General features: G+C 68.3%; 11 protein-coding genes. 4 read left to right on the forward strand and 7 right to left on the reverse strand.

Translation table 11 applies throughout. The features are described from left to right. Positions 1 to 40 precede the first annotated feature (40 nt). Entirely contained in the window at positions 41 to 565 is a 525-nt protein-coding gene (locus Q4I23_RS06355; protein ID WP_498525642.1) for a DUF3280 domain-containing protein, read from the reverse strand. Positions 566 to 614: 49 nt separating this feature from the next. Between Q4I23_RS06355 and Q4I23_RS06360 the strand changes: the two genes are divergently transcribed. Further along, positions 615 to 1,226, forward strand: coding sequence for a hypothetical protein (locus Q4I23_RS06360; protein WP_498525643.1), 612 nt, complete (start codon positions 615 to 617; stop codon positions 1,224 to 1,226). Positions 1,227 to 1,241: 15 nt separating this feature from the next. Here Q4I23_RS06360 and Q4I23_RS06365 read toward each other — a convergent pair whose 3' ends face one another. The 3 genes from Q4I23_RS06365 to Q4I23_RS06375 form a co-directional block, all read right to left on the reverse strand. After that, positions 1,242 to 2,552 (reverse strand): quinoprotein dehydrogenase-associated putative ABC transporter substrate-binding protein, encoded by a 1,311-nt coding sequence (locus tag Q4I23_RS06365; RefSeq protein ID WP_498525644.1) that lies wholly within the window; start codon positions 2,550 to 2,552, stop codon positions 1,242 to 1,244. A 21-nt stretch (positions 2,553 to 2,573) separates the two neighbouring features. After that, positions 2,574 to 3,011 carry a c-type cytochrome gene (locus tag Q4I23_RS06370; protein ID WP_454016360.1) on the reverse strand — a complete coding sequence of 146 codons (438 nt, stop codon included), beginning with the start codon at positions 3,009 to 3,011 and terminating at the stop codon, positions 2,574 to 2,576. A 100-nt stretch (positions 3,012 to 3,111) separates the two neighbouring features. After that, on the reverse strand, positions 3,112 to 4,995 hold the full coding sequence (locus Q4I23_RS06375; RefSeq protein WP_498525645.1) for a methanol/ethanol family PQQ-dependent dehydrogenase: 1,884 nt from the start codon (positions 4,993 to 4,995) through the stop codon (positions 3,112 to 3,114). A gap of 271 nt (positions 4,996 to 5,266) precedes the next feature. Here Q4I23_RS06375 and Q4I23_RS06380 point away from each other — a divergent pair, with 271 nt between their 5' ends. Together Q4I23_RS06380 and Q4I23_RS06385 are read left to right on the forward strand one after the other, a co-directional pair. Beyond that, complete coding sequence (locus tag Q4I23_RS06380; protein WP_498525649.1) at positions 5,267 to 5,668, forward strand: hypothetical protein; 402 nt, start codon at positions 5,267 to 5,269, stop codon at positions 5,666 to 5,668. A gap of 327 nt (positions 5,669 to 5,995) precedes the next feature. Continuing rightward, entirely contained in the window at positions 5,996 to 6,214 is a 219-nt protein-coding gene (locus tag Q4I23_RS06385; protein WP_041813178.1) for a hypothetical protein, read from the forward strand. Positions 6,215 to 6,247: 33 nt separating this feature from the next. On the opposite strand, the gene Q4I23_RS06390 is transcribed toward Q4I23_RS06385, so the two are convergent. Together Q4I23_RS06390 and Q4I23_RS06395 are read right to left on the reverse strand one after the other, a co-directional pair. Continuing rightward, positions 6,248 to 7,651, reverse strand: a complete 1,404-nt coding sequence (locus Q4I23_RS06390; protein WP_498525646.1) for a UdgX family uracil-DNA binding protein — start codon at positions 7,649 to 7,651, stop codon at positions 6,248 to 6,250. Positions 7,652 to 7,653: 2 nt separating this feature from the next. Then, a complete protein-coding gene (locus tag Q4I23_RS06395) occupies positions 7,654 to 8,868 on the reverse strand; it encodes a putative DNA modification/repair radical SAM protein (RefSeq protein WP_454016364.1) in 1,215 nt (404 codons plus the stop codon). Between the two features lie 147 nt (positions 8,869 to 9,015). Here Q4I23_RS06395 and Q4I23_RS06400 point away from each other — a divergent pair, with 147 nt between their 5' ends. Then, a complete protein-coding gene (locus Q4I23_RS06400; protein WP_498525647.1) occupies positions 9,016 to 10,086 on the forward strand; it encodes a serine hydrolase domain-containing protein in 1,071 nt (356 codons plus the stop codon). Positions 10,087 to 10,098: 12 nt separating this feature from the next. On the opposite strand, the gene Q4I23_RS06405 is transcribed toward Q4I23_RS06400, so the two are convergent. After that, positions 10,099 to 12,639 (reverse strand): ABC transporter permease, encoded by a 2,541-nt coding sequence (locus Q4I23_RS06405; protein WP_498525648.1) that lies wholly within the window; start codon positions 12,637 to 12,639, stop codon positions 10,099 to 10,101. Positions 12,640 to 12,753: the final 114 nt, after the last annotated feature.

Genomic DNA, 12,753 nt, shown 5'->3' on the forward strand with positions numbered 1-12,753 from the left:
CGAAGGTTGGCTCCCCCGCCTCGGATGTCGTCAGGGTTCGTCACCGGTCGGACGGCGGCGCGACCAACAGGCGGTGGCGCAGCAGCCAGTCGACGCCGCGTTGCCAGGACCGCTCGTTGTCGCCGCGGATGTCCGCGTTCGCGACGGCGATGATCTCGCCGTCTCCGGTGTCATCTCCGGTGCGGCGCATTATAATCTGCATGTTGAGGATCAGCGTGCTGATCTTATGGATGAAACCCGTCACCACGATGTCCGCGCCGGCCCGGCGCCCCAGGTCGCGTTCGCAACCGTTGCACCGATGGAGCGACGCCGGCACCTCCGCCGCGACGGCGCTGTCGCGGACGCTCATCACCTCGTAACCGCCGTCCTTCAGCCCGTCGCGCAGCAGCGCCGTGACCCGCTCCAGCCGTCCGGCATGGTCCGGATCAGAGGGTTCCCGGCTGGTGTCCACCAGTTCCAGATCGAAGACCAGAACCTTGGCCGGTGTCTGCGCCGCCGCTGGGACCGTACCGCTCAACAGCAGCAGGAACAGGAGCGCCGTCGCGGCGAATTCCGTCGGCCTCATCCGAATGCGTGGATGGGCAAGGGTGCCCGATGTCCGGCAGACTCTCGCCATGCGTCACCGCTCCGCTGTCCTAGCCGCCGCGTTGCTCACCCTGGCGTCCGCCCCGGCGGGGGCGGCCGGGGGAGACCCGGACTGGCCCTGCGTCCAGATCCTCGTGCCGACCCTGTCGTCCGGCCAGATCTGGTCCGGCGATCCCATCGAGGGGAAGGAAGGCGACTGGCGCGACATTCCCGGCGCCGAACCGGTCCTGAAGCAGCTCCTCGGCCGCCGGCTTGCTCCGGAGCAGGAGCAGGCGGCGATCGACCGCTTCGCCGACCAGCTGGAGACCAATGGGGGGGCGGACCGCAACGCCGCCCTCACCGCCCTGTTCGCCGGAGCCTTCGACGCGCTCAACCAGGAGCGCGGCCAAGCCATCTCGGCCATCAAGCGCTACGCCCACCAGCAGCGCATCCTGCTCGACAGCATCGACGCGGCGCTGACCCGTCTCCAGGCGCTTCCCGCCGACGCCCCCGAAGCGATCGCGTTGCGTGAGGAGATCGCGTGGCGGCGGCGCATCCTCGACGAGCGGCGGCGCAACCAGACGGCGCTGTGCGAGCAGCCGGTCCAGTTCGAACAGAAGGCCGGCCGCATCGCTCGGGACATCGCCGCCCGCCTGGATTAAGGCGAGCGGTTTCGGTCAGTTCGACGCGCCGCCGGCGAAGGGCTCGACCGTCTCCAGCCCGTATCCCGCCTCTTGCCAGCGCATGGCGCCGTCGGAATACCAATAGACGTTGCCGTACCCCCATTCCACCGCGCGCTTCGCGGCGTTCCAGGACATCCAGCAGTCCGGCTCGCAGAAGAAGACCAGCCGGGCGGCCCGATCCCCGTGACTCACGGTTTCCAATCCGGTGCGGAAATAGCGTTCCTGCTCGCCCGACAGGCTGCCGTAGCCGACGTTGGGCAGCCAGACCGCCCCCGGCAGGCTGCGGCGGGGCGGCGGAACCCACACGGCCGGCGCCGGACGGTCCGGCGGGCGCGGCGGCGCCGGCATCACATCGATCAGCCGCGTGTCGGGAAAACGCTCGATCAGCCGCCGCAGTTCCGCCAGGGTCACGGTGGCGGCACCGGACAGGCCGGCGGGGGTCGGGGCGCGGTACTGGTCCATCCGGTAGCCCGGCGGTTCGATGGCGGCGGCGGTCTTCAGCGCGCCGTCCGGGCCGATGAGCGGGACGTGGTAGCGCATCAGGATGCGGTCGATGTCGTCCTGGCGGCGCTTGATGAAGTCGTTGAGCCAGTGCTTCCACTCCGGCTCATCGGAGCGGATGCCCATGGAGATGTTGAATTGCAGCCGGGCGCCCGCCGGCTCCTTGACCAGCGGCACGACGGTCAGCGGCTCCGTCTGCTGGGCGGCGAAATAGCCGGCGATCGGCCCCCAGATCACCGCGGCGTCGGTCTTGCCGGCGGCGACGTCCTCGATGGCGTCGCGGGCCGGGTTGTTGGCGCGCGTGTCGGTGTTGAGCTGGTAGGGCTCCGTCCGGGTGATGCCGTAGAGCCGCAGCAGGTTGACCGCGGGCGTCTTCTCGACGACGCCGATGCGGGCGTCCTTCAGGGACGGATCGCCCACGCTCTCCGCCCGGATGCCCGACTTGGTGCGGTAGACGAGAGAATAGACGGTCCGGTAATAGGGGTTGGTGTTCTGCATCAACTCTTCGCCGGACGCCGTTCCCATCACGAGGTCGCACTGCCGCGCGCGCAGCGTGTTGCGGACGAAGCCGATGGTCTGCGGCCACCAGTAATAGGTCACCGGCTTCTTCAGGTCCTCGCCGATGAGCCGGGCGATCTCGTTCTCGAAACCCTCCATCCTTTCGTTGGAGTAGGGCAGGAGGTTGCCGTCGGCGCAGACGCGCACGGTCTCGCGCTCCGTCACCTCGACGGCGTGGGCCGGCGCGGTGACGGACAGCAGAGCCGCGGCGCTGGCAACGACGGTGAGCACAGAAGGAAATGCCATGAAGGGTCTTCCTCCGCCGGATCAGCCGCCGATGCGTTGCGGGCGTCCGCCGGGCAGCACGCCGTCGGCCCGCGCCTTCAGGTAGCGGTAGATGTCGTCCAGGTGATCCATGATGTTCGGGTCGAGGCCGAAGGAGGGCATCACCTTGTCGCCGGTGGCGCCCTGATTCTGGCGGCCGTTGACGACGACCTCCTTGAACTCGTCGTAGCTGAGGCGTTTGAGCGAGTCCGCGAGGCTGGGGGCGAAGGACGACCCCGACGCGTCGAAGCCGTGGCAGGTGTGGCAGGTCGCGTGGAAGCGGCGGTAGCCGTTGTAGGTTCCCTTGTCCACCTGACCGTCCTTGACGATGTAGGTCGGTGTTCCGTCGGGGGTTGTCGGCGCGTCCTGCGCCAGGGCGGCGAAACAAGCGAGGGTGCCCACCGTCAGCGCACCGGTCAGCAAGCCAAGTCTGCGTTTCATGGATGTCGAGATCCTTGCCCGGAAGCCGGGTCCCAGTGAATGCCGAAGGCTCTAAAGCAAAACCCCCGGTGCGTTGCGGCACCGGGGGCAGGTCTGCCGATCACTTCTGGTCCGGGATGTGGAACACTGTCAGGACGCCGCCGAGCTGGGTGTATTCGCCCAGCGACTGGTGGGCGCCGACCGCGCCGAGGCCGGCGGTCGCCACGCCCGTCCCACCGGCGCGGTTGGGATGGACGGCCTGATGCCACTGGTTCGCCCCGGATTCCTGGGTCAGACCGGCGGCGAGACCGATGCCGGCCCAGCCGCCGACGCCGGACAGGACGGCTACATACTGCTTGCCGTTGTGGGTGTAGGTGTTGATGTTGCCGATGATGCCGGATGGGGTCTTGAACCGCCACAGCTCCTTGCCGTCCTTCATGTCGACGGCGACGATATAGCCTTCCAGCGTCCCGTAATAGGCCAGGCCGCCCTTGGTGGTCAGAGCGCCGCTCCACACCGCGAAGCGCTCCGGCCGCGACCAGACGATCTTGCCGGCCGCCGCGTCCCAGGCGATGAAGTTGCCCATGCCGCCGTGCGAGTTCGGCGTCGGGTACATGGACACGGTCGAGCCGACATAGGCCTGCCCCGCCGTGTAGGAGACGGAGAACGGCTCGTAGTCCATGCAGATGTGGTTGGTCGGGACGTAGAACAGGCCGGTGTCCGGCGAGAAGGAGGCCGGCTGCTGGTCCTTGGTGCCGAGTGCTGCCGGGCACACGGCGGCGGTGTTCTTGTCCTCGCCGTTGGCGAAGGTGCTGTATTTGTCGACGACGTTCGGCCGTCCGGTCTTCATGTCGACGTCGGTCGCCCAGTTGACCGTCGGGTCGTATTTCTGCGCGACGAGCAATTCGCCGGTCGCCCGGTCCAAAGTGTAGGCGAAGCCGTTGCGGTCGAAGTTGACCAGGACCTTGCGCTGCTGGCCGTTCATGGTGATGTCGGCCAGGATGTTCTCGTTCACCCCGTCGAAGTCCCATTCATCAAACGGCGTCTTCTGATAGACCCACTTCGCCTCGCCGGTCTCCGGATCGCGCGCGAAGATGGTCATCGACCATTTGTTGTCGCTCTTGGCCCGGTCCTTGTCGACGGCCCGCTGCGTCGGATTCCAGGTGCCGGGGTTGCCGGTGCCGTAATAGATCAGGTTGAGCGCCGGATCGTAGGTGTACCAGCCCCAGGTGGTTCCGCCGCCGCGCTTCCATTCCTCGCCCGGCCAAGTAGAGACGCCCAGATCCTTCTGCCCGATGGGCTTGCCCATCATCATCGTCTTCGACGGATCGATCTTCACGTCGGCATCGGGACCGGTCGAGAAGGCCCGCCACACCATCTTGCCGCTGTTCGTGTCGTAGGCCGTCAGATGCCCGCGCACCCCGAACTCGCCGCCGCTGATGCCGACGAAGACCTTGTCCTTGACCACCAGCGGGGCCGCCGTCAGGGTCTCGCCCTTGGTGTGGTCGCCGTTCTTGGCCTTCCACATCTCCTTGCCGGTCTTGGCGTCGAGTGCCACCAGCGTGTTGTCCGCCTGGGCCAGGAAGACCTTGCCGTCGGCGACGGCGACTCCGCGGTTGACGGTGTCGCAGCACATCACCGGGATGACGGTCGGGTCCTGGACCGATTCATATTTCCAGATGACCCGCCCTGGGTTGTTGAGGTCCAGCGCGAAGACCTTGTTGGGGAACGGCGTGTGAATGTACATCACGTCGCCGACGACGATCGGCCCGCCTTCATGGCCGCGCAGAACCCCGGTCGAGAACGACCACGCGACCTGGAGATTCTTGACGTTGTTGGTGGTGATCTGGTCGAGGGGGCTGTACCGCTGCCCGGCATAATTGCCGAGCTGGGACGCCCAGTTGTTGGGGTTCGCTTCATTCTTGAGAATACTGTCGTTCGCAGAAACCGAGCCGGCGGCGACGACAGCGACAGACGCCAGAAGCCAGCGAGACAACACCTTCATGACGATCCCTCCCGTTGTAGCGCTTATTGTTACCCAAAAATCAATGGGCTTCTTGCTTATGGGCGCGACACTGATTGCAAAAGGGCGTTGTCGCGCGGATGTTGTTGCGCGGTATGTTCGGTTCTGAATTCAATATTCAGAAAAGCTGACGCCAAATTGGTACTTAATGCTATATTGGGACCATCTTCTCGTCAAGGCTCTGCCGAATAGAAAAAACCAAACAGTGGCCCTATGCCAGATTTATCCAGGACCGACCACAAATTGGGAGTAAGTGGATAATCCTTCAAAACATGATTTTGTAATTTATTTATTTGCAGTTTTGAATGCGAATTTTGTGCAGGGCAGCAATATTTGCTGCAAAGCAGCGCGGCCCGATCCGTGGCGCCGGCTGTTGATGCATGCGTTCCGGCCTTCGTCCGCCTTGGCGGAAGCGCCGAAGGCGCCGGCTCATCGAGCTTTCGTACAGGAAACGCGAACCATGTTTGAACTGGTTCTGGTGATTTGTCTGGCCGTGCGGCCGGACCACTGCGCCATCGAGCGTCCACTCTCCTTCGAACGGTACCCGACCGCGGTCGAATGCACGCACAACAGTTACGTCCACGTCGTGCATTGGCTCATGCAACATCCCAACTGGAACGTCCGCCAATGGCGGTGCGAGCAGCCCGGGGCCTGACGCCAGCGCAGGTTGCTTCAAGGATAGAAAACACGTCACTCAACGTTCCGTTGACCTGCGGCGCGCCGACTCCAGACTTGCGCGAAGGCTTCTCTGGACCTTGCGGCCCGTTCCGTTTCATCCGCTGCACCAACGGATTTGCAAACTCCCAACGTTTAGGCATTGGTTAACCTTCGATGCCTAATGATTCGGCGCCCTGTGGTTTGGCTCATTTCCGAGCAGCCGGAATCGCGCAATCCTGTCCTCGTCCTGGGCATGGCATGCGGCTTGCTCTCGCTGATCCACACGATGTTGGCACAGCCGTGCCGTTGCGTTTTGGAGCGCCCGATGTTTGTTACCCTGTCGATGATCTTCTGCTTGGCGTCCGACCCGACCCAGTGCCAGACCATCAACCCGATGGTTCCCGACACCGAACCCCTGACCATGTCGAGCTGCCCGATCGCCGGTCAGATCGAGAGCGCCAAGTGGATCAACGACCACCCGAAGTACGAGCTTCAGCGCATCCAATGCACGGTGGGCAAGCGGTTCAAGCAGCAGGGCGTGTGAGGATCTGATCGCGCGAGACGGCTCGATCCCCTCTCACGCCAGCGCCGCGGCCCGGCGCAGGTCGGCCACGAACTCCGCCTGCGCCCTCCGTCGCTCCTCGTCTCCCGGAAGCCTCAGCAGGTAGGAGGGGTGGACGGTGACGAAACCGTCCCACCCGTCGAAGGCCATCGGACCCCGCTCGCGCAGCACCGAAACGGGCCGGCCGCTTAGCGCCAAGGCCGCGGTGCCTCCCAGCGCGACGACGAGGCGGGGGCGGACGAAGCTCAGCTCCGTCATCAGCCACCAGCGGTAGTGCTTGACCTCGCCTGCGGTGGGGGATTGGTGGATGCGCCGCTTGCCGCGCTGGACGAATTTGAAATGTTTGACGGTGTTGGTCAGGTAGAGGCCGCTGCGGTCGATGCCGGCCTCCTCCAGCGCGGCGGTCAGCAATTGGCCGGCGGGGCCGACGAAGGGGCGGCCCTCGCGGTCCTCCTGGTCGCCCGGCTGCTCGCCGACGATGGCGATGGCGGCACCCTCCGGCCCCTCGCCCAGCACTGCCTGCGTCGCGCCCGGCACCAGCGGTTCAGAGCGCTGGATCAGGCGGTTCAATTCGGCGAGGCTTTCCGGGGCCTGCCGGGCCATCGCTGCCACGGCCTTCTCGGGCATGCGGCGGCGCGGGATGACGGCCTCCGCCTCCAGCATCGCCTGGACGCGGGAGGGGGCGGAGCGGACCATGGCCGGGATGGCCGCCGTCTCCGGCATGTTGGCCCAGTATTTCCGTGGCATCTCCGCCCGCATGGCCGTCGGGTTGACCCGCGCCGGGTTGAAGGTGCTCTCGTAATAGCGCTGCCAACCCTCGGCGAAGCGGTCGTCTGCCAATGAATCTGGACGCTCGGCTGGCGGGCCGGTCAACAGCCGCTGGCGGTCCCAATGCAGCGAGCCCTTCGGCGTCAGGATCGTCCACGCCATGCTTTCGAAGCGCTCGACGAAGAAGGGGGCGACGGCCTCGACGATGTGGTGGTCGGGCTCGAACCACGCGACGTAGCGTTCCCCGCCGTCCGGGCCGGGGAGTGCGCGGAAGCGCAGGAAGGCGTGCATCTTGTGGATGTCCCGGCGCACCGCCTTGTCAAGCCGCTCCAGCCGGTGCACCAGAGGATCGGCGTGCTGGTCGAGCAGAGCCCGCTCCCCATTCAGCACCCGCCAGACCAGCCGGTGGAGCAGGGCGTAGCGCTCCGGATCGCCGTGGCAGACGACGGTTTCGATCAGTTGTCCGACCGCCTGGGGCAGAAAGACCGGGGCGCCGTTTTCGGAAGCGGGCGCCGCATCGTCGCCGAACAGCGACGGCGCGCCGACGCTCCACAGCACCTCGTCGGGCGCCGTCCGGGCGGCGGCGAGGCGGCGCACCGCCCGGCGGAAGCCGTCGAGGTCCGCCCCCTCCCGCAAGGTGATCGTGTGCATCGTCAGAACAGGCTCAACTGGCTGGACGGTGTGACCAAGCGCTGGCGCAGGTCCAGCCGGTCGGTCAGCCCGCCCACGGGGTGGTAGTCGGCGGCGATCAGGAAGGGACGGGCGCGGCGCAGCCCGCTCGACAGCCGCCCCAGATCCTCCATGCGCAGGCGGGTGTGGCGGCGCGCCGACAGGATCTTGTCGACGGCGCGCGCGCCCAGCCCCGGCACCCGCAGCAGCATCTCGCGGTCGGCGCGGTTGACGTCGACCGGGAAGCGCTCGCGGTTCTTCAGCGCCCAGGCCAGCTTCGGGTCGATGCCGAGGTCGAGCATCCCGCCCTCGCCGCCGGACGCGATCTCCTCCACCGTGAAGCCGTAATAGCGCAGCAGCCAATCGGCCTGATACAGGCGGTTCTCCCGTTGCAGGGGCGGCGGCTTGACCGGCAGCACCGAGCTGGCCTCCGGGATCGGGCTGAAGGCGGAGTAGTAGACGCGGCGCAGTCCGTAGCGCTGATAGAGCGTGCCGCTGGTCTCCAGGACCGAGCGGTCGGTGGCATCGTCGGCGCCGACGATCAGCTGGGTGCTCTGGCCGGCGGGGGAGAAGCGGCGGCGCTCTTCCTTGGCCTCGACGATGCGCTCGTTGACCTGTCCCATCACCGCCTTGATGGTGCCGCCGTTCTTCTCCGGCGCGAAGGCCTTCAGGCTGTGGTCGGAGGGCAGTTCGAGGTTGATCGACAGGCGGTCGGCCCACAGCCCGGCCTGCTCGATCAGCCAGGGGCTGGCTTCGGGGATGGTTTTCAGGTGGATGTAGCCGGCGAAGCCGTGGTCGCGCCGCAAGGTCCGCGCCACCAGCATCATCTGCTCCATCGTGTGGTCCGGCGAGCGGATGATGCCGGAGGACAGGAACAGACCCTCGATGCAGTTGCGCTTGTAGAAGCCGAGGGTCAGCGTTACCACCTCCTCCACCGTGAAGCGGGCGCGGCGGACGTTGGAGGAGCGCCGGTTGATGCAGTAGACGCAATCGAACAGGCAGTGGTTGGTCAGCAGGATCTTCAGGAGCGAGACGCAGCGCCCGTCCGGTGTGTAGGCGTGGCAGATGCCGGCACCGGTCGTCGAGCCCAGCCCCTCCTTGCCGCCGCTGCGCGGCTTGGCGCCGGACGAGGCGCAGGAGGCGTCGTATTTCGCCGCATCGGCCAGAATGCCGAGCTTCTCGATCAAGGCGTCGTCCATCGTCCCATCCCACGCTGCTTGTGTGTTCCTAATATGTTCTCGTTGGGGTGGGTGGCAAGCGGCGTGTGCGGCCATGGGTGAGACAAAGTCCGACCGGCATATCTTCGGCAATCTTGGATGGCACGGAAGCGGGACCACATATCCGGGATGAACCCGCATCCGCCATTCCGTCTCGGCCGCCGCACCGTCCTTGCCGCCACCGCCGCCGTTGCTGCCGCGTCCCTCGGCGGCGCCCTGACGCGCCCGCTGCAGGCTGCCCAACCCGCAGCCGGTGCCATGTTCGATCCGGTCCTGCTGGACCGGGCGGTCAAACAGGCGGCGGCGCTCGACCAGATCCATGCGCTGGTCATCGGGCGGAATGGGGAGGTGGTGTCGGCGGAGGCTTTTCGGGGACCGGCGGTGAGCCGCGCCGTGAACGTCAAGTCGGTGTCCAAGACCATCGCCGCCTCGCTCGCCGGCATTGCCATCGACCGCGGGGTCCTGAGGAGCGTCGATGACACCCTCGCCGAGGCGGCGCCGGGGCTGGTTCCGGCGGGCGTCGATCCGCGGGTGCGCCGGATCACCATTGCCGACCTTCTGACCATGCAAGCCGGTCTGGAGCCGACCTCCGGGCCGGGCTACGGCCGCTGGATCAACAGCCGCAACTGGGTCGCCGACGCACTGCGCCGTCCCTTCGTCACCGAGCCCGGCGCGCGGATGCTCTATTCGACCGGGAGCTACCATCTGCTGGGCGCGGCGCTGTCCAGCGCATCGGGGCGCAGCCTGCTGGCCCTGGCGCGGGACTGGCTGGGCGAGCCGCTGGGGATCGAGGTGCCGTCCTGGACGCGCGACCCGCAGGGCTTCTATCTCGGCGGCAACAACATGGCGCTGTCGCCGCTCGACCTCTTCCGCTTCGGCGAGCTGTGGCGGCAGGGCGGCTTGTGGAACGGACATCCGGTCATCAGCGCCGCCTGGGTGGAGGCGTCGTGGGTGCCGCGCACGCGCTCTCCCTTCTCCGGCGACGACTACGGGTACGGCTGGTTCCTCGCCAAGGCGAAGGGGCACCGCATCGCCTACGCGCGCGGCTACGGCGGGCAGATGCTCTATCTGGTGCCCAGCCTGGGGCTGACCGTCGTCGTCACCTCCGACCCCGGCCGGCCGGCGCGCTCGGATGGCCATGTCGGCCTTCTCAACGCCCTGCTGACCGACGCGATCATCCCGGCGGCGGAAATGGCCTGACCGGCCGGTGGGTCAGGCGGACAGCGCATCGCTGCGCAGCCGCCGCATCACGTCCCGTCGCGGCAGCCAAGCCACCAGCACGGCTCCGACCGCCGCCATCGCGGCGACGGTGCTGAGGAAGGCGGCCAGGGGAACAGCGCCTCCTGGCAGGGGAGCGCCCTCGGCAAGGCTGGCGACCACCACCGCGCCGCCGACCCAGCCGAGCGGAACCGCGACCGCGGCGACCGCGGCGCCCAGGAGGACGAATTCCAGCACCACCGCCTGGACCATCGAACGCCGCCCGACTCCGAGGGCGTGCAGGATCGCCATTTCCTGAAGCCGCCGCCGGGCGCTGCTGGCGATGGCGCCGAGAAGGACCACGACCGCCGCGCCGAGAGCGACGGCGGACAGGCCGTCGAGAAGCCCGCGCACGGTCTGGACGGTCGCCCCGAGCGTGTCCAGAACCTCCGCCACGCGGATCGTGGGGGCTTGCGGGATTGCCTGCGTCACCGCCGCCTCAACCGCCGGAACCGCTTCGGGCGAGGACCAGACGGCGGTGACGAGGCTGTGCGGCGGCGGTTCGGGGAAGGGGGAGAGGAGAACCGGAAAATCCAGGTCGAGCCGCGTCCAGTCGATGCGCCGGAGGTTGGCGATCGTCGCGGTCACCGGACCGCTCGCCAGGGCCAGTGTGAGATTGTCCCCCACCGCCAGCCCCAGCCGGCGAGCCACCTGCGCGTCCAGCGAGGCGAGCGGCGGGCCGGTATAGCCCTCGGGCCACCAACTCCCCGCGACGATCCGGTCGGTGGGGGCCGGGCGGTCGCGCCAGGACAGGCCGCGGTCGCCGCGCACCGCCCAGCCGACGGAGCGCGGGGCGTCCGCCTCGGTGATGGCGGCGCCGTTGAGGCGGCTGATCCGGGCATGCAGGAAGGGCGCCGTCTCGACCCGCCCGACGCCGGGCAGGGCGGAGAGCCGTTCGCTCAAGCGATTGCCATCCGGCGGGGGAAGGTTCAGGACGACGACGGAGGGCGTCTGCGCCGGCAGCGTCGCCGCGACATGGCCGGTCGCCGACCGTCCGACCACGCCGACCGCCACCAGCAGGGTCAGGCCGATGCCCAGAGCGACGGCCACCGGGACCGTCGGCGCGCCGGGCCGCCCGAGGTTGGCGACGGCCAGCCGGACCACCGGTCGCCGCCCGAGCGCCAGCCGGCGGGCCACCCAGGAAAGCCCCCGTCCCAGCAGCGCGAAGCCCGCCGCGACCACCCCGGCGACAAGCAGGAATCCGGCGACCGCGAGCGGCATCCCGGTCCAGGCGGCGAGAAGACTGGCGAGCGCCAGCCCCAGAAGCGCGACGGCGCCACGAGTCCGCCAGCCCAAGGGCTGGGACAAGCCATCCACCGCCCCCCGCCATATCGCGGCGGGGCTGGTCCCGGCGGCACGGGCCAGCGGCGGCACGGCGCAGAGCAGCGCCGCCAGAAGCCCGACCGCCCCCGCCAGCAGCAAGGCTGCTGGATCGACGGCGCCACCCGTCTCCGGCATCCAGTCGAGCGGGAGCGCGCGCACCGCCGACGCGGCCAGGACGGCGCCGGTCGTCACGCCGATCAGCAGCGCCACGCCGACCACGGCCAGCGTCTGCAGCAGGAATGCGGTGAAGAGCAGGCGTGGCGAGCCGCCCAGCGCCTTCAGCGTCGCGAGGACCGGCAACCGCCGGGCGAGATGCGCCGACAGTGCCCGACCGATGCCGACGCCGCCGATCAGCAGGATGGACAGCGCCCCCAGAAGGAACAGCGCGCGGGCAAGCTGCACGGTGCGGTCCACGCCCGGAATGCCGTGCGAGGCATCGACGATCCGCCATCCCGCGTCGGGAAATTGGCGCTCCAGATCGCGCAGGACGGCGTCGGAGCGAACCGTCTCCGGCAGGAGGAGGCGATAATACCAGTAGACGGGCATCCCCGGCTCCGCGAGGCCGATCTCGTCCAGCGCCCGGCGGTCGATGATGACCCGCGGGCCGAGGGAGAAGGCGCGGAAGGCCCGGTCCGGCTCATGCTGCAGCACGGCGCGGATCGCGACCTCGGCGACTCCGAGCCGCAGCCGGTCGCCGACTTTCAACGCCAGCGCGTCGAGGAGGTCGGCGGACACTGCCGCTCCCCATCGCCCGTCCCGTTGGGCCAGAGCCTCGGCCAGGGACGGGGCTCCGGAGACCGTCGCGGCGCCGACCAGCGGGTAAGTGCCCTCGACCGCCTTCAGTTCGACCAGGGCGCGGGCGTCGCCGCTCACCGTCGAGGCGACGGGCCGCAGCTCCGCAGTCTCGCCGACCCTGCCCATCGTTTCGAGGACGGCCCGCTGCTCCGGCGTGGCCGGGGCGTGGAACAGGCGCAGGGCGAGGTCGCCGCCGACCGCCTCGCGCGCGGTGGCCCGCATACCCTCCAGCACGCCGCCGCTGAGCGAGCCGACGGCGGCCATCATGGCGGTCCCCAGCGCCACGCCAAGGACGACGATCCAAAGTCCGGCGACGCCGCCCCGCAGGTCCCGCCAAGCCAGCCGCAACGCGATGCGCAGATGAGTCATGGCGGACATATCGTGAAGGTCCCGCCGGCCGGCAACCGTTTTGGCCGCATACAAAATCCCCTCTCCCGTCTCGGGAGAGGGACTGTCTCTTATACACATCTGACGCTGCCGACGATTATACGC

This window comes from Azospirillum sp. UFLA03-27 (assembly GCF_059803775.1).

Excerpts from the sequence above, each read along its gene's own strand:
- Q4I23_RS06355 (WP_498525642.1), bottom strand. The coding sequence starts at position 565 with ATGAGGCCGACGGAATTCGCCGCGACGGCGCTCCTGTTCCTGCTGCTG.
- Q4I23_RS06360 (WP_498525643.1), top strand. The coding sequence starts at position 615 with ATGCGTCACCGCTCCGCTGTCCTAGCCGCCGCGTTGCTCACCCTGGCG.
- Q4I23_RS06365 (WP_498525644.1), bottom strand. The coding sequence starts at position 2,552 with ATGGCATTTCCTTCTGTGCTCACCGTCGTTGCCAGCGCCGCGGCTCTG.
- Q4I23_RS06370 (WP_454016360.1), bottom strand. The coding sequence starts at position 3,011 with ATGAAACGCAGACTTGGCTTGCTGACCGGTGCGCTGACGGTGGGCACC.
- Q4I23_RS06375 (WP_498525645.1), bottom strand. The coding sequence starts at position 4,995 with ATGAAGGTGTTGTCTCGCTGGCTTCTGGCGTCTGTCGCTGTCGTCGCC.
- Q4I23_RS06385 (WP_041813178.1), top strand. The coding sequence starts at position 5,996 with ATGTTTGTTACCCTGTCGATGATCTTCTGCTTGGCGTCCGACCCGACC.
- Q4I23_RS06390 (WP_498525646.1), bottom strand. The coding sequence starts at position 7,651 with ATGCACACGATCACCTTGCGGGAGGGGGCGGACCTCGACGGCTTCCGC.
- Q4I23_RS06395 (WP_454016364.1), bottom strand. The coding sequence starts at position 8,868 with ATGGACGACGCCTTGATCGAGAAGCTCGGCATTCTGGCCGATGCGGCG.
- Q4I23_RS06400 (WP_498525647.1), top strand. The coding sequence starts at position 9,016 with ATGAACCCGCATCCGCCATTCCGTCTCGGCCGCCGCACCGTCCTTGCC.
- Q4I23_RS06405 (WP_498525648.1), bottom strand. The coding sequence starts at position 12,639 with ATGTCCGCCATGACTCATCTGCGCATCGCGTTGCGGCTGGCTTGGCGG.